This window comes from Vibrio splendidus, assembly GCF_024347615.1.
Taxonomy (GTDB): Bacteria; Pseudomonadota; Gammaproteobacteria; order Enterobacterales; family Vibrionaceae; genus Vibrio; species Vibrio splendidus.
This window is the reverse complement of the sequence record NZ_AP025508.1, coordinates 2381723-2408482: the sequence shown is the minus strand read 5'-3', so window position 1 is coordinate 2408482 and position 26760 is coordinate 2381723. Positions and strand designations below refer to the sequence as shown.

Genomic DNA, 26760 nt, shown 5'->3' with positions numbered 1-26760 from the left:
GCACTATTACTACGAATAATAATTTAAAGCTCAACAAGGATGCTTCATGACTATTAAATCTTTAGTGACAAAAGCCGTAACTTCGTCACTCCTTTTTGCCTCTGCTTCTTCTTTCGCTGCAGTAACTCAAGATCAAGTTGTAGAACATTACGCAGATATTGCTCATGCCGTGTTTGCAGATTCAGTAATTACAGCAAAAGCGTTGAACTCTTCTATTGATACCTTCTTAGCTTCTCCTTCTGCTGGCAATTTCGAACAAGTAAAACAAGCTTGGCTTGAGTCTCGCGTACCTTACCAACAGTCAGAAGTATTCCGCTTTGGTAACGTTGTTGTTGACGATTGGGAAGGCCAATTGAACGCATGGCCACTTGATGAAGGCCTAATCGATTACGTTTCGACTGATTACCAATATGAGCTTGGTAACGAAGGCGCTAGCGCAAACATCGTTGCTAATAAAACTTTCCAAATTGGTCAGACAACGGTAGACGCAACCAACATTACTCCAGAACTAATTGCAGATCTCAACGAGATCGGTGGCTCTGAAGCAAACGTAGCGTCTGGCTACCACGCGATTGAATTCCTACTTTGGGGTCAAGATTTAAACGGCACAAACAGCGGTGCAGGTGAGCGTGCTTACACTGACTTCGTTGTTGGCGCTGAGTGTACTAACGGTAACTGTGACCGTCGTGGCGCATACCTAAAAGCATCAGCTGAACTTCTTATCCAAGATCTAGAATGGATGGAAAAACAGTGGGCTGAAGGCGAGAAAGGTAACTACCGTCAAGAGCTTCTTTCTGAATCTAGCGACAACGGCCTACGTAAAATGCTATTTGGCATGGGTTCACTGTCTCTAGGTGAACTCGCGGGTGAGCGTATGAAGGTTGCACTAGAAGCAAACTCTACTGAAGATGAGCACGACTGTTTCTCTGATAACACGCACAACTCTCACTACTACAACGAGCAAGGTATCTACAACGTATACACTGGCTTGTACAAGCGTGAAGATGGTTCTCTACTTTCAGGCCCTAGCCTGTTTGACCTAGTTGAACAAAAAGACGAGCAAGCTGCGAAAGAGATTCAAAAGCAGTTTGATCTAGCACGTGCACAAGTTGGTCAGCTTGTTGTTTCTGCAGAGAAAAATAACCAGCACTTCGATCAGCTAATTGCTGCTGACAACGCTGCAGGTAATGCACTAGTAAACAAAACAATTGTTGCTCTAGTGTCTCAAACTGCTGCAATCGAGCGTGCTGCTGGTGTTATTGGTATTGATAGCCTTAACCCAGACACGGCTGATCACGAGTTCTAAGAACCCGAGGCCAAAACTAATGTAAGGGCTCTCATTGAGCCCTTAATTGTTTGTTACTTATGAAAGTTACTCCCAAATAAAAACTAAAATCAAAAACACAGCAAGGCAATGTATGAAGTCGTATCTATCAGCCTCACTATTAACCGCACTGTTTTTCTTATCGCCATTACATGCCCATGAAACTTACTCTGGTGGTAAAACGACTGTGAAGAAAGAGGGAGCGAATGCTTTTTCTCTTCCTGCAGCCAATCTACCAATGAGCAAACGCTTGGATTTCAGTGTCGGTAACAGCTTCTTTAGAAATCCTTGGGTACCTGCACCCTCATCAACCGATGCGCGTGATGGGTTAGGCCCACTATTCAACACCAACGGTTGTCAAAACTGTCATATTAAAGATGGTCGTGGTCATGCGCCTGAAAAAGGCGATGAGAACGCGGTTTCAATGTTGGTTCGCTTAAGTATCCCAGCAGAAACGCCAGAGCAGAGACAAGCCTTCATTCGTGATGGCGGTATTCCAGAACCGACTTACGGCGGCCAGTTACAAGATTTCGCGCTTCAAGGTGTAAAACCAGAGGGTAAAGTGAACATCAGCTACACAGATGTTCCGGTTGAATTCAAAGACGGCACAGTCGTGACTCTGCGTAAACCAACCCTAAAGATTACCGATCTTGCTTTTGGCGAGATGCACCCCAAAACAGAGTTTTCTGCGCGCGTTGCGCCGCCAATGATTGGCCTTGGTCTGTTGGAGAGCATTTCAAAAGAAACGATTCTTGGATTTGCTGATCAGCAATTGGCCGACAAACAAGGTATTTCAGGTAAAGCTAACTATGTTCTCGATGTTCAAACCAACGAAATGGCTCTAGGTCGTTTTGGTTGGAAAGCTGGACAGCCAAACCTAATGCAGCAAAATGCGGCGGCGTTTAACGGTGATTTGGGCTTAACGAGTCGCTTATTCCCGAATGAAAACTGCACATCAGCGCAATCAACCTGTGATGATTTTCCAAATGGTGGCAAACCAGAAGTCAGCGACAACATTCTAGATTTTGTTGAGTTTTATTCGCAGCATCTAGCGGTACCTATTCGTCGTAATGTCGACAATCCAGTCGTTGTTCAGGGTAAAAAGCTGTTTAAAGACGCGGGTTGTCAAAGTTGTCACCAAGCTGAATTCCGCACGGCAGAGCGTGAAGGTTTGCCTGCGTTGTCTAAGCAATTAATTAGCCCATATACCGATATGTTGCTGCACGATATGGGTGAAGGCTTAGCGGATAATCGTCCTGAGTATCTTGCGAATGGCCAAGAATGGCGCACAACACCTTTATGGGGATTAGGCTATACCAAAGAAGTGAATGGTCACACGTTCTTACTTCATGATGGTCGTGCGAGAAATGTTATCGAAGCTGTGCTTTGGCATGGCGGTGAAGCAGAAATGGCGAAACAAAACGTTTTAGCTTTGAGTAGCAGCGAGCGTGAAGCGCTATTGGCGTTCTTAAACTCGTTATAGGCTGAGTTGAATTCAGTTTAGTTAACGGCTAGTGACTTAAGAAAGCCGCTATCAAATCACTTAGCACCGCTGAACTTGTAGGAATACGAGGCCAGCGGTCGTTTCGTATTTAATGAACTCATATAATTAAAAGAAAAATTAGGAAGTAAGGTAACAGCATGACACATAAATTTTTGTTAATGCCTTTGTCGGTATTAATCATGGCAGGCTGCCAATCATCGGGTGAGCAAGCCGCTTCATCTGAGGTTAACGGTGTGTCTTATCAAGCAGACACGACCGACCACATCAGTCGCAGTGTCTATCAACAAGAGTTTGATTCTGCGGTCCTATTCGCCAAGCAAGCCAACGAGCTAGAAGTCTTGATGCAGGGTTATTGCCAAACCAACAATGTAGAACTAGATGCGTTGAAAAATCAGTGGCAGCTCACCATGAACAGCTGGATGGCACTACAAGGCCAAGAAAGAGGCCCAACAGCAGCGCTTGAAGAGAGCTGGAATGTTCAATTCTGGCCAGACAAAAAGAACACGACGGGTCTTAAGATGCGTCAGTTAACTCAGCAGAACAAAGTTTGGACTCAAGACGAAATCGCGCAGCAGAGTGTGACCGTTCAAGGGCTAGGTGCGTTGGAATGGTCGCTTTATGACGAACAATCGCCACTGCTTCAAGACAAAGCGCTAGGTTGTCAATCATCACAAGCGATTACTGAAAACTTAGCGATTAAGTCATCTTCGATTGCACAAGCATGGCAGGTTAACCCTTGGTTAGCGCTAGACGAGACCCGCTGGGAGTCTGAATACATCGCTTTATTGACCAACCAACTTGATTACAGCATGAAAAAGCTGAGTCGCCCGATGGCGAAAATTGGTCATCCGCGTCCTTACTTCTCAGAATCATGGCGTGCACAAACCTCGATGACTCAACTAAAAGCGAATGTAGCAGCACTTCAGAATTTGTACCTTGCCGATGGCAATGGTCTAGACGGCTTGTTGAGAGAGAAGGGCTTAAACGACCTAGCTGATCGCGTTGCTGACCAGTTCACATTGACGCTAGATACTTGGCCTACAGACTCAAGCTTGTTTGAGTTATTGCAGAGCAAAGAGGGCTATAGAGATGTGCTGACTCAATACAACAAACTAGAACGTTTGAAGTACCTCATTCATGAAGAAGTGGCGATAGAGCTTGGTGTCGTAATAGGATTTAATGCTACCGATGGTGACTGATACTACGCGAAGAGTGCTACTCAAGGCTGCACTGGGTTGTGCAGCTGTTCCATTGCTTCCGTTTGGCTGCGCTAGTCGCTCTGGTGTTGTGAGCTCATCTAGTGAGCCTCAATTAATCGGTTGTGCGCTGAATGGGCGTGGCCAATATTCAGCGGTTGTGGCTGACGAATATGGAATGCCATTGAGTCAACTGCCGATCCCAGATCGTGGTCATGGCGTCGCGATTTGCCCAACCTCATCACATGCGGTGGTTTTTGCTCGTCGTCCTGGTGACTATTTTATGGTGTTTGACTATAAAAACGGTCAGCAGATCAAAATGGTCGTGAAAGGTAACAACCGTCACTTTTATGGTCATGGCGTTTACTCATTAGATGGCAAGTTACTGTATGCCACTGAAGGGAAAACGGACAGCAGCCAAGGTGTGATTGGCGTTTACGATGTCGCGCAAGGCTATCGTAAGGTCGAAGAGTTCAGCGGTTTTGGTATTGGGCCTCATGAAGTGATCATCATGCCGGATGGTAATCTCGCGATCGGCGTTGGTGGCGTTCATACTGATGGTAGAACACCGAAAAACTTGGATTCAATGCAACCGAGTTTAAGTTATGTTTCTCCTGAAGGTGTGTTACTTGATCAGGTTGAATTGTTGGATAAGAAGCTGAGCATTCGACACTTAGCCCATGATGGTGCTGAAACCGTGCTTTGTGGCCAGCAATATCGTGGTGAACCAGATGAGTATCCTTCGCTATTGGCGATGCATACTAAAGGCGGACAGTTTGAATCACTGAACGCAGAGCCAGAGCAATGGGCAAGGTTCAATCACTATATCGCCAGTATTGCGGCGTCAGATGATTGGATTATTGCGACTTCGCCAAGAGGCAACTGCTACGGTATTTGGTCTAAAGAAACCAAAGAGTTAGTAGAACTGTCTGCATTATCTGATGCTTCTGGTGCTGTGCTGCTTGATGGTGAGTTTCGATTAAGCTCTGGGGCGGGAAGTGTGGTAAGCCAGAGCAAGCCTTATGAGAAATCAACTCAGCAATCATCGGTCCAGTGGGATAACCATTGGAGTTCAATCTGATTTATAAAGCCTCTTAAAAATAACATGCTTACTCCCATTTCTTTGCCATACTTATGAGATGGTTGGTGATGGAGTTAAGCATGTTCGCGAAATACTTCTGTGGATTATTAGTTCTAGTTTCTGTGCACGCATGGAGCTATACGAGTTCTGACGAGAGTCGATTTATTCCGGCTGATTCAGAGCTCTCTTTTATGCTGATTTATCCAGAGCTTACCCAGAGTATTTATCAAGACTCATCTCTGCCTATTCTTTGGGATTCACCTGAACTTGTTAAGGCGTTTGAATTTCAATTGTCGCTTCTCGAACAAGCTCAAATGGCACCACTCTTCGATCGACAACTCAAGCAAATTCGTCACTATCAATCCCATGCTCAATGGCAAGAGTTGGACATATTACTCACCGATACTTTTATCTACTACCTGAGCTACGTTGAAAATGCGCCGCTTGCAGGTAAAGAGTGGTACTTCTCGGGCAAGCTGCATTCCAAATTACCAGCGCCTTCTCCGCATATTCTGATGAGATTAAAAAGCAGCGTCGCCAATGATTACTTATTGGAGATGGTGTTGTCTTACGCGCCGCCTGTTGGGGATTTTGACCAATTCAAAGCAACCTATTCGGTGTTAGAAACCGCCTCTGAACTTAATATTGAACGATATAGACAGAAAGGTTTGAAGCGCTTGGGTGACGAGCTTTCAGATAAAACGGTTCTTGTTGAGCGCATTGCCTTGGTTGGTGTTGATACCTCGATGATCGCGGTCGATTTTCCCGAGTTCGATCGAGATCTGCAAACGGCGATTAAATCTTTTCAGCGCATGCACGGCCTTACAGACGATGGGATCGTCGGGCCAGATACGATCAAATGGATCAACATGAGCTTTGATGATCGCTTGACTTCATTGGCTCTGAATGCGGAACGCGTGCGTTTGTGGCCACGAGACAGAGACTCACTCATCGTCGTTAACGTACCTAGTTTTGATATGAAGTATTGGGAAGATGGCGAAGAGGTCTTTGAGTCCAAAGTTGTCGTGGGCAGAAAGTCGCGAAAAACACCACTTTTAGAGATAAACCTCGATTCGGTCATCCTAAACCCGACTTGGAATGTGCCATGGAAAATCATGGTCAAAGACATCTTGCCTAAGGTGAAAGCGGACGAAAGCTATCTAGATACACACAACTTCCAAGTGATTGACGGTTGGCGCACTATGGAGACGGTCGACACCACTGAGATCGATTGGCAGACCATCAATTTCAATTCTTTCCCATATCGAATGCGTCAGCAGGCCGGCTCGCGTAATGCATTAGGTTTGTACAAGTTCAACACACCTAACAAGCGAGCGATCTATCTGCACGATACGCCAAGCAAAGGTCTGTTTAATGACGACTTCCGTGCTTATAGCTCCGGCTGCATACGTGTTGAACATGCAGAGGAGTTGGCTGAGTTGTTGTTTGCTACCAAGGTAAGGAAAGTACCTAACCAAAGTGATGACCTTGCTCCTAATACTAAGGTGCGACTCAAGAAGCGAATCCCCGTACATATCATTTATCAAACCGTATTGTTTGAAGAAGGGGGTATACAATATCGTGGTGACATCTATCAATATGATAAAGAGGGTGGTTAATTATCAATGAAGCCAATAAGGGTGATCTTGACCAAAAAATGACAACTAAGCTTCTATTGATAAAATTATAATGTGGATCAATAACTAACCGTGCAAAGGTTACAAATACTAACCTTTTGGGCGGTTTTTGTACGTTGACGCAGCAATTACCATTATGTATCGTGCATTTTTCGTTCGATCTAATTGGTTTTTTTGCTGTATGTCTCAAAGTTTATTTTCACGCCGTCAGTTTCTGACTTACGCTGGTGGTACCGCTGTTGTCGCCTCAATTACTCCTTCTATCGCTTTTGCTTCATACCCTGATCAACCAAGAACGATTAGCATGAACAATCTTCACACTGGTGAACGATTAGAGACCTGTTATTTCGATGGCACTAACTATGTTGGTGACGAGATGGCACGCCTCAGCAAACTATGTCGCGATTTCCGCCGTAATGAAATTCACCCAATGGATAAGAACCTGTTTGATCAGATCACTCAGATTCAAAATGTCTTAGGTATTCAAAAAGAAGTTCAAATCATCTCTGGTTACCGTTCTCCTGCGACCAATGAAGCATTGCGCTCTAAGTCGAGTGGCGTAGCTAAGAAGAGCTACCACATGTTGGGTAAAGCGATTGATTTCCGTATTGATGGCGTCAACCTAAAAGAATTAAGAGACGTAGCCAAAAGCCTGAACGCGGGTGGTGTAGGTTATTATGCACGTAGCAACTTTATCCATATCGATACTGGCCCAGTTCGCAGCTGGTAGCGCTAGGCTTAGATTGCGAGCGAAACGGTAGGGACTTGTCAAAGTAGACATCCAATGTCATAGTTTGCCCAAATTTCAGTTTGCCCTTTAAGGTTTGTATATGTCTCTCAAGTATCAAGTTGTCCCTGTTACCTCTTTCTCTCAAAACTGCTCAATTGTGTGGTGTGATGAGACAATGGAAGGCATCGTTGTCGATCCGGGCGGTGACGTTCAACAGCTGGCTGCGATCATTGAAGAGCTAGGTGTTAAAGTGGTGAACTTGGTACTGACGCACGGTCACTTAGACCATGTGGGTGGCACTGTACCGCTTGCTGAGATCTTGAACGTGAACATTGTTGGCCCGCATAAAGCCGATAACTTTTGGCTTCAAGGTCTAGAGAATCAAAGCCAGATGTTTGGTTTCCCACTGTGCAAAGCCTTTGAACCAAACACATGGTTGGAAGAGGGCGACAAAGTGACTTTTGGTAACCAAGTGATTGATGTGATTCATACTCCGGGTCATACGCCAGGTCACGTTGTACTGTTCAGCGAGCAAGCGCGCATGGCGTTTGTTGGTGATGTTTTATTTAACGGTGCTATTGGTCGTACGGATTTCCCTCAAGGTGATTTCAACACGCTGATTGCTTCAATCAAGACTAAGCTTTGGCCACTAGGAAGCGACGTAACATTCGTTCCGGGTCATGGCCCTGAGTCTACATTTGGCCGTGAGCGCGCATCAAACCCATTCGTAGCGGATGAAATGCCTCTGTACTAGGTCTCTGATTTAATAGAAGAACGATTGAAAATGAAGCTTAGCTTTTCCTATGAAAGCTAAGCTTTTTTATTGCGTGCGAGTTTATTTTTAAACCTGTTTAATTTTAATCAGAAAGACGCTCGGCAGCCGCCAAGTAGCGTCGAGCAAGTCCAATAAACTCTTCCCCACTCATATTCAAATCTTGAGTTGATATGAAAATATCGTAACCGTGGAAACCCCTCTGATATTTCATCCTGTTCGCAAGCATCGCCTGTAACCCGGAATAGTCTTTAATCACTGTGTTTTTCGCATTCGATTTATGGGATTTCGATTCATGGGATGAACCTGGGCTAGTCTGTGTTTGGCTATCGTTGAAGATAACCTCGTCAGTATTTTGTGACTCTTTATATCTGTTCAGTTCCACACAACCGCTCTCAGTGCAGCGCGCATGGTAATGCGATGAGTCGAGCACCATATCTTCAAAGTGTGATTCTTTACCCGCTTGCTTCGCTCCTAGATACAAAAGTGCTCGCTGGCTCAGCAATAACTCGCAAGTGATTTTAGGGCAAATTGAATCGAGGTAGGGCGAGTAATCTTTAACCTTGATACCAACCCAAGGAAGAGGTTGATGCCACCCCTCTTGCTCGTAGGTACACATGCCAATCTTTTCAATATTGCTCCACTTTAAAACCCACCCACCTTTATAAAAATGCTGCTGAAAATGAGTCGGTGTGAGAGTGAACATCACTCTGCTGCGCAACATTAAATAATAGCCAGTTCCGAGTAGGGCAATAATGCAAAATGCACCCACGATCAGTAACTTTGGATTGTCACTGTACAGAGCAACGATCAAGCAAACGAAGCCTAAAACAACGGCCAGAATACGGTACGAACGTGTGAACGAAGGCAAAGAGAAATTTGTAAGGTGACGAGTGTCCATAGGTAACACCAAGTTTTCATATTTTTGTCTGGATGGATAACCAGTGTATATGACCCTGAATTGATAAGTCGATGATTAAATAATAGACGCTAGTAGACAATATCGGTATTTTTCGTCGACTTTCGGCGCTTCACTCTACAAATAGCTCCTGTTTTTTGGTATAAATCGCGCTTCAAATTTTCACCACTGCGAAAAGAGCAGTGAACTGGAGAAATATTCAATGAGACTTGCTCATAAGCGTAAGGTGCAGGCTAAACTGCAGAAACGCACTAAAGCGGCTGTAGTTAAAGCAGTGGCAACGCCGAAAAAAGCGAAGCCTGTCGCAGAGAAAGTTGTAGCAGAAAAAACTGTAGCAGCAAAACCAGCGGTAGAGAAAGCAGTAGCAGCAACTAAAGAAGTTGCAGTAGCACTGACTCCTAAGCAACAACAAGTTCTAGACATCGTTGTTAGCAATGCTGAAGGCATTAACCCTAAAGGTATCGGCCTAGCAGCTGGTCAAGAAGACGCGAAAGCAGCTTCATGGGCAACAGGCGCATTGAAAAAACTTCTTGAAGAAAACCTAGTAGCGAAAGAGCAACTTGCAGGTAACAAGGTTATCTACAAAGCTATCTAATCCCGCGGGATTACATTCGCTTCGTTAAAGTTTTTAAGCCTCGATTTTCGAGGCTTTTTTGTATCTGGCGGATCATGTTAATCCCAAATCCCAAATCCCAAAACCCAAAACCCAAAACCCAATCCCAAACTAAAACCCCTAACCCCCTAAACCCATACTTATATTCAAACCTAGCATTCGAACCAAGCCCCAGAAGCCTTATTTCCAATCGGCTGATCTCTTCCGTTATTCATCTGTCTGTCGCGTGTCCCATGTTTCGAATCAGTAAGCACCAAAGTAGGGCGTCTGATTCTGTGAAACCTGATTCTCATGGATTGAATGCATTTAGGTGCGTATTTGATCTGTGGTGTGAATAGAGCCTCATCACGAAATGGCAATCAATTGTTAACGGTATTTAATTATTAATACTTAGGTACTTATCAATAAGCATTCCCCTGATGAATAGAGTAAGTCCTTTAAAATCGACATAACTCAATTATCTCCTACGTAGTTCTACGTAATCCTTTGGTCTAATACGCAGTTTGTGTGCGTCGGTCGTGCGTGCTCTCCCTGATATCTAGTTACCTCATCAAGGTGCACTCTTATGTTGAACCATAAAAAATACTCACAGAAAGAGTGTTAATCCAACAAAAGGACGTGAACATGAGTCTCATTTCTAACTCCCTCACACGAGTTTTTAAAAACGTTGCGGTTACTGCAGCGGCTTGTTTAGCTTTGGTCGCAACTGGCGCCACAGCTGCTGATAAGGTTTATCGCTTGAAGCTTGCTGAAACATGGGGACCAAACTTCCCTGTTTTCGGTGATGCAACCAAAAACATGGCTGCGATGGCTGAGAAGATGTCGAATGGTCGACTGCAAATCAGAATCGATTCAGCGAACAAACACAAAGCACCGCTTGGCGTTTTTGACATGGTTAAGTCTGGTCAATACGACATGGGTCACTCAGGCTCTTACTACTGGAAAGGTAAAGTTCCAAACACTCTTTACTTCACTTCTATGCCTTTCGGTATGACGCCAGCTGAACAATATGCGTGGTTCTATCACGGTGGCGGTATGGAGTTGATGGAGCAGGTTTACTCTCCACACAACCTAATGTCGTTCCCAGGTGGTAACACGGATATTCAGATGGGTGGTTGGTTTCAAAAAGAGATCAACAGCGTTGAAGATCTACAAGGTCTGAAAATGCGAATCCCAGGCTTTGCTGGTGAGATCCTTGCGGAGCTAGGTGCTAAGCCGACTAATATTGCCCCTGGTGAGCTTTACACGTCTTTAGAGCGTCGCACAATCGATGCACTAGAGTGGGTAGGTCCATCACTTGATCTGCGTATGGGTTTCCACAAAATCGCGCCGTACTACTACACAGGTTGGCACGAGCCGGGTTCAGAGCTTCAATTCCTAGTAAACAAGCGTACATGGAACAAGCTTCCTGAAGACCTACAAGAAATCTTGCGTGTTGCAATGCGTACAGCGGCTTACGACATGTATACACAAGCAACGCACGAAAGCGGCAAGAACTGGGTTTCAATGAAAACAGAATACCCAGACGTACAAGTTAAAGATTTCCCGCCTGAAGTCATGTCGGCACTGAAAGAAGCGAACGATCGCCTACTTGCTGCACATGCTGAGAAAGATGAGTTGGCAAAAGAGATCCAAGCTTCACAAGCCAGCTACCTAGAGCAAGTGCGCTCTTGGACGGATATTTCACACAGAGCTTATCTAAATAGCCAAGCGAAATAATCGACAGTTGTTGAACTAATGAACCCAAAGCTGTTCTTGTTAGGTAACTAAGAGTGACTAAGCGGCGGGTTCATTTTAAACATAATAATTAAGCAGGATAAATCCTGTAACAAGATCCCAAGAACCCTTTCTACGTCGTGCATCTTGTTAGCGCTACTTGTTTTAGCTGCACTAACTCTAATACGCGATGTCTTTTCAAATTCCATGGAGTCGGGAATGCGAAGTCTAATTTATATTGAACGCCTATTTAATCGTATCGGTGATGCACTGGGATGGCTTTCCAGTATGTTGTTTATCCTTCTTGTTGCGAACGTTGTGTATGACGTTGTGATGCGGTACGCCTTTAACGATGTGTCTATCGCCTTCCAAGAAATGGAATGGCACCTTTTCTCAGCCGTTTTTCTATTAGGTGTTCCTTATGCCATCAAAGCGGGTGGCCACGTACGAGTGGATGTTTTTTACGAACAACTCAGCTTCAAGGCACAAGCGATTATTGACCTAATAGGCACCGTTGTCTTCCTGCTTCCTTTCTGTTTGCTGGTGGCTTGGTTTGGTATCGATGTTGCCAAAGAGAGTTATAACCTGGGTGAAACGTCGGGCGATCCCGGTGGCTTGCCGTATCGTTGGATCATTAAAGCGATGATCCCACTGTCGTTTTTCTTGATGGCAGTCAGTGGTGTTGGTTTGATTCTGCATTCGTTGAACAAGATTTTTAATCCGCACCTTATCCATGCAAATAACACGCATGCAAACAATACTCACACAAAGAATAAGTAGAGGCTGAACATGATTGGAATAGTAATGTTTTTCGTAGCCTTGTTTGCACTTTTACTTGGCTTCCCGGTCGCGTTCACCTTTGGTGGTATCGCGTTAATCTTTGGTGTTTGGGCTGAAGGCATCGAAATGTTCGCCTTCATGCCATATCGAATTCAATCGATCATGGAAAATACGGTGCTGATGGCCGTTCCATTGTTCGTTTTCATGGGGCTTGTTCTACAAAAGACCAAGCTTGCTGAGCAGTTGCTTGAGTCAATGGGACGACTGTTTGGTGGTGTTCGTGGTGGTATTGCTATCTCGACGGTACTTGTGGGTTCACTGCTTGCGGCTTCAACGGGCGTAGTAGGTGCTTCTGTGGTTGCCATGGGTCTTATCTCGTTGCCAGTTATGCTCAAGTACAACTACGACAAAGGCTTAGCCTGCGGCACTATTTGTGCGTCTGGCACGTTAGGGCAAATCATTCCGCCTTCTATCGTACTGATCTTATTAGGTGATGTACTCGGTGTGCCAGTAGGGGACCTGTTCCAAGCGGCGATTTGGCCTGGTGTCATGTTGGTGGGCGCGTATATCGTTTATATCTTGATATACGCCAAGCTTAACCCAGAAGCGGCTCAACCGATTGAACGTGATGACTCAATTAGTCGTAAACAAGAAGTCATCAATGCACTGAAAGCTATCGTACCGCCACTCGCGCTGATCATTGTGGTATTGGGCTCTATCTTCGCGGGTGTTGCCACGCCGACAGAGTCAGCTGCATTAGGTGGCGCGGGTGCCTTAGTACTTGCTTTACTGTACGGTCAATTCAGTTGGTCGATGGTGTATGAAGCGTCCAAAGAAACAGTGAAAGTCACGGCAATGGTCTTTGCTATCTTGCTTGGTGCGACGGCATTCTCGATGGCGTTTACCTATACTGGCGGTGATTATCTGGTTGAAGAGTGGATGCTGCAGTTGCCGGGTGAAAAATGGGGCTTCTTGATCATTACCATGTTGGTGATTTTGATTCTTGGTTTCTTCATCGACTTCGTAGAAATCTGTTTCATTATCGTGCCGATCATTGCGCCTGTTGCTGAACTGATGGGCATCAACATGACTTGGTTCGCTATCCTTATCGCGATGAACCTACAAACCTCCTTCTTAACGCCGCCATTTGGTTTTAGTTTGTTCTATTTGAAAGGGGTTGCACCGAAAGGCGTCACCACAAAAGACATCTACCGAGGCGTGATGCCGTTTATTCTGATTCAAATCCTCGTACTTGGATCACTTCTCGCTTTCCCTTCTTTCTATGGAATGTGAGTGAAGCCAAGAATGTGAATGATATGTTTCAACGGCTATCTATAAATTGCTAAAGTAAAACGGCTTATTGATGTTCAGTAAGCCGTTTTTTGTGAGGGAAAGGAATGCCTCTAAAAGCTAAGCTGATTTTGCTGACGCTACTCCCGTTGCTGCTGGTCACGGCGAGCATAAGTTGGATCTCGTTACACCAAACCAAGACGTTGGGTGCGAAAGAGGTCGAGATCTTCAGAGACAGCCTAATCAAGTCGCGTGAAAACGCCCTCAAAGACACGGTCGACCTCGCATTCGACGCCATTGAACACATCTATAACGATCCAAATATCCAAGAAGCCCAAGCCAAAAAAGAAGTTCGAACCATATTGTCTAAACTTAGATATGGCTCTGATGGTTATTTCTTCGCATATGATCGCCACGGAACCAATTTGGTTCATCCAATACAGCCGGAATTGATTGGGAAAAATCTGCTTCAATTGCAAGATGAAGATGGCGACTTTCTGATCGAAGCTCTGCTAAGAGAGGCGCAAACCGGAGGAGGGTTCCACCAGTATTTGTGGCAAAAGCCCTCGACAGGGGAAGTGGTCTCTAAGCTGAGTTACGCCGCTTGGTTAGAGCGTTGGGATTGGATGATTGGCACGGGTTTGTATATTGAAGACGTGCACCAAGAAGTGGCTTCGATGCAGGCTGCGATCAACAAGAATATTGAAACCACGTTCTTCTCGATTGTGGTGATTCTTAGCGTGACGGTGGCGGTTATTATCGTGCTGACGTTGGCCATTAACATGCATGAACATCGAATTGCGGATAATAATTTAAAAGAGCTCGCCCATAAAACGGTGATGTTCCAAGAAGACGAGAAGAAGCATTTAGCGCGAGAGCTGCATGACGGTATTAATCAATTATTAGTATCAAGTCGTTGCCACTTAGAACTACTTGGTAATAAGTTACAAAATGAAGACCTCAAAGCGCATTTGAATAAGTCGCAGCATTCATTGATGCGAGCGATCGAAGAGGTGAGGCACATCTCGCATCAACTTCGGCCAAGTTCTTTGGATGATATCGGCTTAGAAGCGGCGCTGTCTTCGTTGTTATTAGATTTTCAGGCGCATTCGGGTATTGAGGTTGAAACCTTGTTTAGTACTCAGCCCGGAAAATTGAAATCAGAGGCTGCGACGACCTTATATCGAGTGGTGCAAGAGTCCCTAAATAATATAGAGAAACACGCACAAGCGACCAAAGTAACGGTTATCGCACAGCAAATTGGCAACGTGTTACAGCTTCTAATCCAAGACAACGGTGTCGGTTTCAACACCTATAAAGCGATGGAAAAACGAGGGATCGGTCTACGTAACATGAGAGAGCGAGTGGAATTCATCGGTGGTGATTTTGAATTGATGAGTGAGATTGGCCTTGGAACGGAAATTACAGTGTTACTGACACTAGAGGGATTAATGAATGAGTGAAGTTATTCGAGTTGTGATCGCTGACGATCACCAAGTGGTACTGGATGGCTTTATGGCGAGATTGGAACTTGAGCCAGATATTAGCGTGATAGGTACGGCCAGTAATGGATTAGAAGCGGTTGAGGTCGTTAAGTCTCTGCGCCCTGATGTGGTGTTGATGGATATCAGTATGCCTATCATGAACGGCATTGATGCGACCCATCTGATTAAAGAAGAAGACCCAGAAGCGAAGGTGTTGATGCTGACTATGCATAACAACCGTGAATACATCATGAAGGTGATGCAATCGGGCGCAGTCGGCTATATGTTGAAAGAGATTTCGGCTGAAAAAATGGTGCAAGCGATCAAAACGGTCAATCAAGGCTCGACCTATTTTTGTGAAAAAGTGACACAGAATTTGTTTACTCAGCCGATTACTCCCACGCAATCTGTGAAGAATCCATTGAGCAGGCGTGAAGAAGCGGTATTGAAATTAGTCGCAAAAGGGGAGAGCAGTAAAGAGATCGCGAAGGGTTTGAATATCAGTTACCGAACGGTTGAAACCCACAGACAAAACATCAAGCATAAACTGGATATTCACTCTACGGCAGAGCTTGCCAAGTACGCTGTCAATTCGGGGCTTGTGGAGTAATCGTACGCTAAATGACACTAAATGTGTAATTTAATTACTAAATGTGTAATTCAGCCCTGCTTTTTGGAGGTTTTTTTAGTATTTTTGCGACAGGTTGATATTCTTCTTTTCGAAATTTAGGTGCAGAATGCAATGTTGCAAACTGTGCGCTACCAATTAGAGAGGAAGCATGGAGCCTGTAAAAGATAGGTATAGTATTGAAAATACCGATTATACAGTAGGACAAGATAACGTTCAGAAATGGGGTTTTGATGTTCACAACCCAGTATTTGGAATCAGTGCAGGAGCGATCATTGTCTTCTTGGTTGCACTTCTAGTCGCAGATCCAGAAACCGCAAAAGCGGCACTGGATGGAATCAAATGGAAAGTCATCGGTAACTTCGATGGTTTCTTCATGTGGGCAGCCAACATCTTTGTTATCTTCTGTTTTGCCCTCATTGTCTCCCCGTATGGCAAGATACGTATTGGTGGCAATGATGCCAAAGCAGAGCACTCTAACCTGTCTTGGATGTCGATGTTATTCGCCGCAGGAATGGGTATTGGCCTGATGTTCTGGGGTGTAGCTGAACCCGTCGCTTACTTTACTGGTTGGTATGAAACACCGCTCGGTGTTGAAGCTTATTCTCCTGAAGCGGCTAAGTTGGCATTAGGTGCAACCATCTACAACTGGGGTCTTCACGGTTGGTCGATTTACGCTGTTGTTGCTCTAGCCCTCGCTTTCTTCACATTTAATAAAGGCTTACCGCTTTCAATTCGCTCAATCTTTTACCCACTATTAGGTGATAGAACTTGGGGTTGGTTTGGTCATATTGTTGATATCGTTGCGGTATTGGCAACACTATTTGGCCTTGCAACATCATTGGGCCTAGGCGCACAACAAGCGACCAGTGGTATTAACCATGTGTTTGGTACCGATGGTGGTATTGGCATGCAGTTAGTTGTTATCGCAGTGGTTACTTTCTTAGCAACAATGTCAGTCATTCGCGGCATTAACGGTGGTGTAAAGGTTCTGAGTAACATCAATATGTTGGTTGCTTTGGGTTTACTTATCTTTGTGACGATCGCTGGTGGTATGGCGGGTATTAAAGCAATCCCAACCGCACTAATGGGCTACATTGAAAACTTTATTCCTCTAAGTAATCCTCATGGTCGTGATGATGAAACTTGGATGCAAGGCTGGACGGTATTCTACTGGGCTTGGTGGATGTCTTGGTCACCATTCGTTGGTATGTTCATCGCTCGTATCTCTAAAGGTCGTACTATTCGTGAATTCATCGTCGCTGTATTGTTCATCCCAACGACAGTAATCATCATCTGGATGGCTATTTTCGGTGGTATCGCGATTGATCAAGTGGCGAACAAGGTGGGTGAGATAGGCGTGAATGGTTTGCAAGATATTACGCTTTCTCTATTCCACACTTATGATGCGCTGCCAATGAGTTCTATGCTTTCTGTAGTATCGATTGGTTTGATTATGGTGTTCTTCATCACCTCGTCAGATTCAGGCTCATTAGTTATCGACAGCATTACTTCTGGCGGTAAAGTGGATGCCCCTGTTCCTCAACGTGTATTTTGGGCGTTGATGGGCGGTGCGATTGCAGCCGTTCTATTGTGGGTTGGCGGTACGGAATCGATTCAAGCACTGCAAGCTGGAACGGTATCAATGGCGCTACCATTTGCATTCATATTATTGCTTATGTGCCTAAGCTTATTGTTAGGTTTACGAACTGAAAATCAATTAGTTAACCAGCAAAATGCTTTGAGCTAAAAGTATTTTCTGAATAAAGGTCGACAGGGTCGGCCTTTTTTTCGTCATATACTTAAGTGATTTCGTGAATTTTGTTGGAAAATTAATCGAACCGATTCTGGTTTACTGAAAACAATAAGTTAACCTGCTAAACTTCAGACATCCAAGTATTTGAATTATTGTGACAACAGCTTGTACTACTTGGATTGTATGTTCGAGTTTGTGATTAAGTCGCAGGTAAGTAAGGAATACGAGGTCAATAGACCCTATTAGTATTCCGTAGAGAGGGATAATGACTAAAGGTATAGATAAATACAGTATCGACAGTACGGATTACACTGTCGGTCAAGATAACGTCCAAAAATGGGGTTTTGATGTTCATAACCCAGTATTTGGTATCAGTGCAGGACTTATTGCTTTGTTCCTGATCGGTATTCTGATTACAGATACCGCTTCAGCAAAGGCAGCACTAGATGGCGTTAAAGGCCAGATCATCAATTCGTTTGATTGGCTTTTCATCTGGTCGGGTAATGTTTTCGTTGTTTTCTGCTTAGGCTTAATTGTTTCTCCTTATGGTAAAATCCGCCTTGGTGGTGTTGATGCGACGGCAGATTACTCATTCTTCTCTTGGCTATCGATGCTGTTTGCCGCAGGTATGGGTATCGGCTTGATGTTCTGGAGTGTGGCTGAGCCAGCGGCTTACTTCACGGGTTGGTTTGAAACTCCGTTAGGTGTTGAACCCAACACACCAGAAGCTGCAAAACTGGCATTGGGTGCAACCATGTATCACTGGGGTCTACACCCTTGGGCGATTTATGGCGTAGTAGCACTGTCACTTGCGTTTTTCTCTTACAACAAGGGATTGCCTCTTTCTATCCGTTCTATCTTTTACCCAATTTTAGGTGATAGAGCTTGGGGTTGGGCTGGTCACATTGTTGATATTCTTGCTGTACTTGCAACGCTATTTGGTCTGGCGACGTCGCTGGGCTTAGGTGCACAACAAGCAGCAAGTGGTATTCAACATGTCTTCGGAATCGAGGCTGGCTTAGGGTTACAAGTTGTTGTTATAACCGTAGTAACGTTATTAGCGGTCGTGTCAGTGCTTCGCGGTATTGATGGCGGCGTTAAAGTTATCAGTAACATCAACATGTTGGTTGCTTTCCTACTGCTTATCTTAGTGGCTCTAATCGGCTATGCGGTGAGTTTAGGTTCTATCCCAACAACCTTTATGGCATACGTTGAAAACATCATTCCTTTGAGTAATCCTCATGGTCGTGAAGATGAAGCGTGGATGCACGGCTGGACTGTATTCTACTGGGCTTGGTGGATTTCATGGTCACCATTCGTAGGTATGTTTATCGCGCGTGTATCTAAAGGTCGTACGGTTCGTGAGTTCATCACAGCGGTTCTGATTGTTCCAACGACTGTTACTATCATTTGGATGTCAGTATTTGGTGGCATGGCGATTGACCAAATCGTGAATAACGTTGGTATCCTTGGTCAAGATGGTTTGACTGATGTATCACTAGCGATGTTCCAAATGTTTGATGCTCTACCGTTCGGTACGCTGCTATCAATCATTGCGGTTATCTTAGTTCTAGTATTCTTCATTACGTCGTCTGACTCAGGCTCTCTAGTAATCGACAGCATCACTGCTGGTGGTAAAGTTGATACGCCTGTACCTCAACGTGTGTTCTGGGCGTTCCTAGAAGGTGCGATTGCTGTCGCTCTATTGTGGGTTGGCGGTACTGAAGCAGTACAAGCTCTACAAGCGGGCGCAATCTCTACGGCATTGCCATTCACCATCATTCTATTACTGATGTGTGTGAGCTTGCTAATGGGTATGCGTACAGAAAAACGCTAGGCTTTTTAAGCTGAAATCTACTGCAATTTATACGCAGTAGAACGGTAAATAATATGAAGGCAGAAGAGAAAACTCTTCTGCCTTTTTTGTTTCTTCTTTACCGTGTTTTTTTGTCTATTTTTATCGTGTAAAGTGCGATAAAAATACTAATAACCGTAGAGATAATGCCGCCTTAAATTTGGCGACAAGCCAAGGAATTGACATTAGGTAAGCTTATGGTTTGCTTAAAATTATATTACGTTATTAAATTATAAAATCGCTCGAATTTAATACTGATATTGGGTAGTATGCGCGAGATTTCCCACTACTCGTGAAACTTTGACATGAAACTAACACTTAAGCAGAAGTTAATAGGTGCTAGCCTATCTGCTGTTGTCGTTATGGCAACAGCGTTAACTTGGTTATCAGCAAACCAATTATTTGAACAGACTCGTAACGGTGTATACCTGCGAGCTGAAAGCGTATCAGAAGCAGCATCTGAAGGTATTAAAAACTGGATTGATATCCGCACCGATATCGCATCAGCATTTAATGACTTTTCACGAGAGGATGATGTTGTTCCTTTCCTTAAGCAAGCTCGTGTAGCGGGTGGCTTTGACGATATCTTTTTAGGTACTCCAGAAGGCGGAATGTACCGTTCACACCCTGAACGTAATCGCGCTGGTTACGATCCTCGTCAACGTCCTTGGTACCAAGAAGCAAACGCTGCAGGTAAGCAAATCATTACCACTGCTTACCAAGATGCAATCACTAAAGCATTGCTAGTAACAATTGCAGAACCTGTGCGTCATAACGGCAAACTTGTTGGTGTAGTGGGTGCAGACGTACTTATCGACCAACTAGTGAACGATGTAATCAGCCTTGATGTTGGTGACAATGCGAACGCAATGCTAATTGATGCCTCTGACGGCACATTCCTAGCACACCCAGATTCTGCACTGAGCCTGAAGCCGGTAAGCCAGCTTTCAAACGACATCTCTATGCCAATTATCGAAAACGCAGTGCGTACGGGTAGCATCGAGATCATCAAAGAACGTGGCGCTGAGAAGCTGCTTTACTTCACGAAGGTGCCTAACACTAACTGGATCTTCGCGGTTCAGATGGACAAAGCAACAGAAGAAGCGAACCACTCAACACTACTTACTCAGTTGATCACAACGGCGGTCATTATTACGTTAATCGTAATCGTATTAGTGTCTTGGTTAGTGAGCTTCCTATTCCGTGATTTGAACCGTGTTTCAGCGGCACTTGAAGAAATTGCTTCAGGTGAGGGCGACCTTACTCAACGTCTTGAGCCTAAGAGCGATGACGAGATTGGTAAGCTTGCTGAAAACTTCAACCGTTTTGTAGGCAACATGCACACCATGGTGATCAAGCTAAGCGAAGTATCTGCTGCGCTAGGTAACCAAGCACGTCAGACGGCTTCTCAAGCTGAAGAACGTAGTGCTCGTATCCAAATGCAACAAGACGAGATCAACATGGTAGCAACAGCCGTTAACGAAATGGCTGCAGCAACACAAGAGATCGCGGGTAACGCTGACCACACTGCACAGAATTCATCTGAAGCGGTTGGCGCGTGTGAGCACGGTACTGGTCAAGTGACACAGACTCAAAGCTCCATTCAAAACCTTGCTCAAGAAGTTCAAATCGCAACTAACGTGATCCTAGAACTTGAAGAGCACGGTAATAGCATCAACGCTATCTTGTCTAACATTCAAGGTATTGCAGAACAAACGAACCTACTTGCACTTAACGCGGCTATTGAAGCAGCACGTGCCGGTGAACAAGGTCGTGGTTTCGCGGTTGTAGCGGATGAAGTTCGAGTTCTGAGCCAACGTACACATGGTTCAACGCAAGAGATTCAACAAACTATTGAGTTGCTACAAGGTACAACAGGTAAAGCGGTTAGCATCATGAACGATAGCCGTAGTCTTGCTGAAACCAGTGTTGATGACGCGAACTCAGCGGCTGCAAGCCTAACGCAAATCCATGCTGCTGTTGAACGCATTAGCGACATGGCAACACAGATAGCTTCTGCTGCAGAAGAGCAAGCGTCAGTAACGTCTGAGATTACTCGTAACACTGAGGGAATCCGTGACGTATCTAACGAGCTAGCAGACGAAGCGCACCAAGCTGCAGAGCAAGCTGCGCAGCTTTCTGAATTGTCTCACGAGCTAGAAAGCGAAATCAGCCGCTTCAAGCTGTAAGCGCGAACAGATAATTTGAAAGCCGAATGTGATTATCACATTCGGCTTTTTTGTGCCTGCTAGTTAGAGTTATGAATCCCTAACTAGTTGTTCGGATAGCCTGGGAATTTAGCTTTAAAGGCAATTCGCTTAGGGAAGTGCTGCTCCATAAATTTAACCATCGCAGGGTCGTACGCTTGCAGCTCAGTGAACGTCGCAGAACTTAACTCTTGCGCGTTGTAACCCTTAAAGTTGAGGTCGTAGTAGGCATACAGAGAATAGGCTAGGTACTCTTGATCGTATGACTCAGAATCTAGATCAGCTTCGACAATTGTTGAGTCTTTACCGTTTGGAAAGTAAGAGCCTGCAAGAATCGCTTTCTCATTCAGTTCATCTAACTCTTTCTGCATCGCAGCCCATTTCGATGAAGATGATTGTACCGCTAGGTTCATCACACCGTAATCGTGAACAAAGTGAATGATCTCTTCAAACGCAGCGTCTCGTTGAGTGACTAGATCCGGTTTATTCTCGCCTGTTGTTGTGTCAGTAGTTTCAGTCGCAAACAGATCTTGGAAGCGGTAATTTTCATCTAAGAAGTCGCCGCCATCTCTGTCAGACCAATCTTCATCATAAAAGAATCCCATGGTCGCTTTGCTGTCGTAAATCGTCTTAGTCACTTCAGCAGGGAAGCTATCAAGGTAGTACTCCATGATGTTTTTAACGTGAGCGACCTTTGCTTCGGAATTGTTTACAGATTTGTCTTCAATTAATAGTGGGATCTTATAGCCATGAGCTTCTACGCAAGTCTGCTGTTTGATGCCATTTGTAAGCAGCTCACCCGTTGTATTTGAGATAACAGAACAGTCAGCTGTAGGCACTCGTGAGAATGTCTCTGAGGCGCTTTGAGCGAAGGATGGAACAAATTGAATGCCATTGCTCAGAGTGTTGCCAACACGAACATAGAGGTTCATAGGTCTCATTTGATCGATATTAAATTTGACGCCAATATTATCAAGAATGAATTGCTTATTGATGGTTACGGTGTCCGATTTTTTCCATCGAATGACGTTATTTATGTTGTTTTCAACTTCTGCAATAGCAAGCTTTTCAAGGGTGCTCGTTGAGTTAAAGTTTTCGTAGTAAATATCGAAGTTTTCAACGCTGAACGTTTTACCCGCTGAGTCTGTTGCTGTTACAGAGAAGGTGATATCGGCATCGCTTTGAGTTTTGTAATTGCGCTCAGGAACGCCGTGAACTTGTGCGAAGCTGCCGCTAGATTTTAGATTATTACCATACTGAGTAATATCAATGTTCACGTTTTTGTCTGTACCCGCAGCAAGCGACTTCACGCTGAAATGCAGTGAGTAATTGCTTCCTAAGCTAACAACGGATTTTGCGCTTGATGCATCGATGACATTCTTTGACGCGCTAGTGTTATTGCTGTCGCTGCCGCCGCATGCAGTGAGCATCGTAGTCAGAACAAGAGTTGGAATAGTGAGTTTGTATACCATAGGGAACCAAGTTATCTGCAAGCTATAAAGCCTGCATGTTACAAGAAATGGCATTTGCTCTTGGTAAGCCTTTGTAAGTTTTGTATTGATGGCGCTTACAAATGAATAGCTTGTTATTTATTGAAGCTATTGGTTGTCGGTTGGAAGCTGCTCGATACTAGAATCACAGACACAAAAAAGCCCGAGTATAAACTCGGGCTTTGAATGGTTTTCTTTATAACTTATGAGGAGCTAGATTGCCTGACGAAGTTGGAAATAACGTCCTGCTTCGTTCAACAGTTTCTCGTGAGAGCCATTTTCAACAATCTCGCCTTGTTCAATCAGAACGATCGAATCCATCGATTCCAGACCAATCAAACGGTGCGTGATGAAGATAACCGTCTTGCCTTCAAAGTGCTTCTCGAACAGCGTCATGATGCTGTGTTCTGTTTGCTTATCTAAGCCTTCTGTTGGCTCATCGAGAAGCAGGATAGGAGCATCATGAAGAATCGCGCGTGCGATACCAATACGGCGCTTCTCACCACCAGATAGTTGACGACCACCGTCACCTAACCAGCTATCAGGTGCGTTATTCTCAAGCAGCTTTTCTAGGCCAACATCTCTTAGGATATTTGCTAAGTGATCATCGGTCGCTTCTGGTCTTGCAATCAACAAGTTGTCACGCAAAGTACCATTTAGAATGTCGACACGCTGGCTTACCACACTGATTGATTCACGAAGCTGTGATTCGTTCCACTGCGTCAGTTCAATGCCCGCGATTGAGATATAGCCCTTTTTAGGATCCCAGTAGCGAGTCAGTAGCTGAATCAAAGTCGATTTACCTGAACCCGTTTGACCAACAATCGCAACCTTGTGTGTGGCAGGGATCGTTAGGTCAACAGCGTTCAGAACACTGCGCTCAGAATCAGGGTAGTTGAACGTCACGTTTGAGAACGTAATATCAAGCGGCTTGTTGATGTCGAGTTTCTCTTCAGCGAACTGAACTTCAGGCTCTGACAGAATAACTTCGTTCAAGCGACGAGCTGAAGACAGAGTTTGACCTAAATACTGGAACGCGCCTGCGATTGGCATTAATAGCTCGAAGCTTGCCATAGTTGCGAATGCCATTAGTGCGATGAACGGATCTGGTGCATTACCACCCACGCCATCAGCCGCAAGCCAAAGCATAAGAACAAGCGTCAGGCCGTTGAACAGCATCAGAGCTGCTGAAGCCATACCAGTTAGGTTAGCATTCACAAACTGATTCGCCATCAGCTTCTGTTGCGTCTCTAGAATCGCATTACGGTAACGCTCTTCAGCACCGAACAGAGTTAGCTCGCTGTAGCCTTCAATCCAATCTAGCGTCGTTACACGAAGATCTGCTTTGTTCTGTGTCAGTTCACCACCGTTACGTTTACCCAATTTGTAGAACAAGATTGGCCAAACCAACAGCATGATCAGAAGGATAGAACCTAAGATTAAACCTAGTGAGCTATCGAACCACATTAGGAACAGAGTCAGGAAGAAGATCCCGAACACACCCACCGTCACAGGGCTTACTAAGCGCAGGTACACGTGATCCATCGCGTCTACATCAGCAACCAAACGGTTCAGTAGGTCAGCATCACGAAGGTTTGAGATACGACCTGGGATCAGCGGAGCCAGCTTCTTGAAGAAGAAGATACGTAAATCAGTTAACAGTTTGAATGTTGCATTGTGGCTGACAACACGTTCACCCCAACGACCCGCAGTGCGGCTCATTGCCAAACCACGTACACCACCACCCGGCAGCATGTAGTTGAAGGTTTCACGTGCAATCGTAAGGCCTGCAACCGCAGAAGCTGAAATGAACCAGCCTGATAGCGTTAACAAGCCAATAGAAGCCGACAGAGTAGCAAAAGCCAATAGCATGCCTAGCGATAGGCCAAACCAATGCTTTTTATAGAGTTTCAGGTAAGGCAGTAAATCACGCATCTAAATTACCCTTATTATCTTGTTGAGCTAAGTTCGCGTTCAGCATCTCTTCGAACAAACCACCCGCAATCGAAAGCTGAGAGTAATGACCTTGTTCAACCAGACCGCCATCGCGCATCACCAGAATATTATCGACTGATTTAAGAGGAGCGAGTTGGTGCGTCACAAGTAGGGCAGTGCGGCTTTCAATGTTGCTATTGATGCCTTTCATCACTAATTGTTCGCTACGAGTATCTAGACTGGCAGTAGGTTCATCTAACAACCAGAACTGACCGTCTTGAATCATTGCGCGAGCCAGAGCCAAACGCTGAGATTGACCAACAGAAAGGCCGCCAGAGCGATCAGAAATCATGTAATCCAAGCCGTGCTCGTTTACAAATTCGCTAGCAAATGATTGCTCAAGTGCATTCTCGACAATTTGGTCAGCGATATCGTGCTTACCTAGGGTGACGTTGTCACGAATGCTGCCGTGCAGTAGCAATGGGTTTTGACCAACCCAGCTAATGGTTTTACGCCAAGAGGCTAAGTCGAGGTCACGCAATTCAATACCATTGATTTTCAAGCTTCCTTCATAAGGCATGAAACCAAGAATAGCATTGATCAAACTTGTTTTACCCGCACCACTTGGGCCAACTAACGCAGTCGATTGGCGAGTGTTCAGTGCGAACGAGATAGGACCAACTAATTGAACACCTTCAGGGCTTAACACTTTTAGGTCGGTAGCTTCAATATTGATGCCTTGAGCTGAATCGAGTTGAGTGTTGCCTGATTTAACCTTAGTGATGTCTGTTTCTAGGAACTCGACAATACTTTCGGCTGCGCCAACCGCTTGTTGCTTCGCGTGGTAGAAAGTACCTAAGTCACGTAGAGGTTGGTAAAACTCTGGCGCTAAGATAAGGATAAACAAACCAGCGAATAGTGTAATGCCTGCACCGTAGTGGCCAAAGTTCAGCTCACCGATGTAGGTGAAACCAAAGTAAACCGCCGTCATTGCGATTGAGATAGAGGTGAAGAATTCAAGAACCGCAGAAGACAAGAAAGCGATTTTCAACACATCCATGGTACGCGTTCTGAACACTTCAGATGCACCTTTCAATACTTCTGTTTCAGCGTTGGTGCGGTCAAATAGACGAATAGTCGTCATTGACTGCAAACGGTCGTAAAAGTGACCAGAAAGACGCTGCAGCGCTTTGAAGTTTTTACGGTTTGCATCGGCCGCTTTCATACCAACAAGTGCCATGAACATCGGCACCAGTGGAGCTGTAATCAAAAAGATCAGTCCTGCAGCCCAGTTTACTGGGAACACCACAACCAAAATAATGAATGGAATCATTACCGACAGAGACATCTGAGGTAAGTAACGAGAGAAGAAGTCTTGCATGTCTTCTACTTGTTCTAACAACAGCGTTGCCCACGTACCGGCAGGTTTACCTTTAATGTAAGCAGGGCCTAACTCACGTAATTTATCTAGGATGAGTTGCCTGATGTAGACACGGATTTGTTCACCACAGCGATAACCTGCGATTTCACGTCCCCATGTACAGCCAGCACGGCCAACGACCGATAGTGCCAAGCCTGCGAAATGACCAACCAGTTCAGATTTATCGACATTTTCGATGATCAGCTGGTGAAGAATAGAGGCGAGAAGAGCTGCTTGAGCAATTAAGAACACGCTTGAAAGTACGCCAAGGCTAATCGCAATCATAAGCCAGCGTTTCGCTAACTTACTCTGTTGCTTAAGCCACTTGTTCAAGCTGCGTTGTTTTTTCTTATCCATTATGAAGGCTTAATGATAATTATTATTTGTTGAGGGCGGCTAGTATACAAAAGAAAGCCCAGTGGA

20 protein-coding genes are annotated in these 26760 nt (G+C 44.9%); 16 read left to right on the top strand and 4 right to left on the bottom strand.

The window, feature by feature from the left end:
- Positions 1 to 46: 46 nt before the first annotated feature.
- The 7 genes from OCU90_RS10710 to OCU90_RS10680 all read left to right on the top strand — a co-directional run bounded on the left by OCU90_RS10710 (position 47) and on the right by OCU90_RS10680 (position 8226).
- Positions 47 to 1306 (top strand): imelysin family protein, encoded by a 1260-nt coding sequence (locus OCU90_RS10710; RefSeq protein WP_017083887.1) that lies wholly within the window; start codon positions 47 to 49, stop codon positions 1304 to 1306.
- 112 nt (positions 1307 to 1418) lie between these two features.
- Complete coding sequence (locus OCU90_RS10705; protein ID WP_061021626.1) at positions 1419 to 2807, top strand: di-heme oxidoreductase family protein; 1389 nt, start codon at positions 1419 to 1421, stop codon at positions 2805 to 2807.
- A 158-nt stretch (positions 2808 to 2965) separates the two neighbouring features.
- Entirely contained in the window at positions 2966 to 4027 is a 1062-nt protein-coding gene (locus OCU90_RS10700) for an imelysin family protein (protein ID WP_061021624.1), read from the top strand.
- On the top strand, positions 4017 to 5105 hold the full coding sequence (locus OCU90_RS10695) for a DUF1513 domain-containing protein (protein ID WP_061021622.1): 1089 nt from the start codon (positions 4017 to 4019) through the stop codon (positions 5103 to 5105). The genes OCU90_RS10700 and OCU90_RS10695 overlap by 11 nt, the downstream gene beginning before the upstream one ends.
- 80 nt (positions 5106 to 5185) lie before the next feature.
- Entirely contained in the window at positions 5186 to 6724 is a 1539-nt protein-coding gene (locus OCU90_RS10690) for a L,D-transpeptidase family protein (protein ID WP_061021619.1), read from the top strand.
- 199 nt (positions 6725 to 6923) lie between these two features.
- Entirely contained in the window at positions 6924 to 7472 is a 549-nt protein-coding gene (locus tag OCU90_RS10685; RefSeq protein ID WP_004733385.1) for a YcbK family protein, read from the top strand.
- Between the two features lie 100 nt (positions 7473 to 7572).
- Positions 7573 to 8226 (top strand): MBL fold metallo-hydrolase, encoded by a 654-nt coding sequence (locus tag OCU90_RS10680; protein ID WP_004733386.1) that lies wholly within the window; start codon positions 7573 to 7575, stop codon positions 8224 to 8226.
- Between the two features lie 103 nt (positions 8227 to 8329).
- On the opposite strand, the gene OCU90_RS10675 is transcribed toward OCU90_RS10680, so the two are convergent.
- The gene (locus OCU90_RS10675; RefSeq protein ID WP_061021618.1) at positions 8330 to 9145 is read right to left on the bottom strand and encodes a DUF2982 domain-containing protein; all 816 of its coding nucleotides are present in this window, start codon (positions 9143 to 9145) and stop codon (positions 8330 to 8332) included.
- 220 nt (positions 9146 to 9365) lie between these two features.
- On the opposite strand from OCU90_RS10675, the gene OCU90_RS10670 reads away from it, so the two are divergent.
- The 9 genes from OCU90_RS10670 to OCU90_RS10630 all read left to right on the top strand — a co-directional run bounded on the left by OCU90_RS10670 (position 9366) and on the right by OCU90_RS10630 (position 21474).
- Entirely contained in the window at positions 9366 to 9758 is a 393-nt protein-coding gene (locus OCU90_RS10670) for a hypothetical protein (protein WP_004733388.1), read from the top strand.
- A gap of 642 nt (positions 9759 to 10400) precedes the next feature.
- Positions 10401 to 11495 (top strand): TRAP transporter substrate-binding protein, encoded by a 1095-nt coding sequence (locus OCU90_RS10665; protein WP_017060957.1) that lies wholly within the window; start codon positions 10401 to 10403, stop codon positions 11493 to 11495.
- 204 nt (positions 11496 to 11699) lie between these two features.
- Positions 11700 to 12272 (top strand): TRAP transporter small permease subunit, encoded by a 573-nt coding sequence (locus OCU90_RS10660; protein WP_050546411.1) that lies wholly within the window; start codon positions 11700 to 11702, stop codon positions 12270 to 12272.
- A gap of 9 nt (positions 12273 to 12281) precedes the next feature.
- Positions 12282 to 13565, top strand: coding sequence for a TRAP transporter large permease (locus tag OCU90_RS10655; protein ID WP_017083881.1), 1284 nt, complete (start codon positions 12282 to 12284; stop codon positions 13563 to 13565).
- Positions 13566 to 13669: 104 nt separating this feature from the next.
- On the top strand, positions 13670 to 15025 hold the full coding sequence (locus tag OCU90_RS10650) for a cache domain-containing protein (protein WP_061021614.1): 1356 nt from the start codon (positions 13670 to 13672) through the stop codon (positions 15023 to 15025).
- Positions 15018 to 15656 (top strand): response regulator transcription factor, encoded by a 639-nt coding sequence (locus tag OCU90_RS10645; RefSeq protein WP_004733393.1) that lies wholly within the window; start codon positions 15018 to 15020, stop codon positions 15654 to 15656. The genes OCU90_RS10650 and OCU90_RS10645 overlap by 8 nt, the downstream gene beginning before the upstream one ends.
- A gap of 169 nt (positions 15657 to 15825) precedes the next feature.
- Entirely contained in the window at positions 15826 to 17424 is a 1599-nt protein-coding gene (locus OCU90_RS10640) for a BCCT family transporter (protein ID WP_004733394.1), read from the top strand.
- Between the two features lie 271 nt (positions 17425 to 17695).
- Positions 17696 to 19267, top strand: a complete 1572-nt coding sequence (locus tag OCU90_RS10635) for a BCCT family transporter (RefSeq protein ID WP_004733395.1) — start codon at positions 17696 to 17698, stop codon at positions 19265 to 19267.
- Positions 19268 to 19590: 323 nt separating this feature from the next.
- Positions 19591 to 21474, top strand: coding sequence for a methyl-accepting chemotaxis protein (locus OCU90_RS10630; protein WP_017083880.1), 1884 nt, complete (start codon positions 19591 to 19593; stop codon positions 21472 to 21474).
- 83 nt (positions 21475 to 21557) lie between these two features.
- On the opposite strand, the gene OCU90_RS10625 is transcribed toward OCU90_RS10630, so the two are convergent.
- The 3 genes from OCU90_RS10625 to cydD form a co-directional block, all read right to left on the bottom strand.
- Positions 21558 to 22964: a hypothetical protein gene (locus tag OCU90_RS10625; protein WP_061021611.1), complete on the bottom strand. Its 1407-nt coding sequence runs from the start codon at positions 22962 to 22964 to the stop codon at positions 21558 to 21560.
- Between the two features lie 231 nt (positions 22965 to 23195).
- Positions 23196 to 24917 (bottom strand): heme ABC transporter ATP-binding protein/permease CydC, encoded by a 1722-nt coding sequence (gene cydC, locus OCU90_RS10620; RefSeq protein ID WP_061021610.1) that lies wholly within the window; start codon positions 24915 to 24917, stop codon positions 23196 to 23198.
- The gene (gene cydD / locus OCU90_RS10615) at positions 24910 to 26694 is read right to left on the bottom strand and encodes a heme ABC transporter permease/ATP-binding protein CydD (RefSeq protein WP_061021608.1); all 1785 of its coding nucleotides are present in this window, start codon (positions 26692 to 26694) and stop codon (positions 24910 to 24912) included. Before cydD ends, cydC begins: the two co-directional genes overlap by 8 nt.
- Between the last annotated feature and the right edge of the window lie 66 nt (positions 26695 to 26760).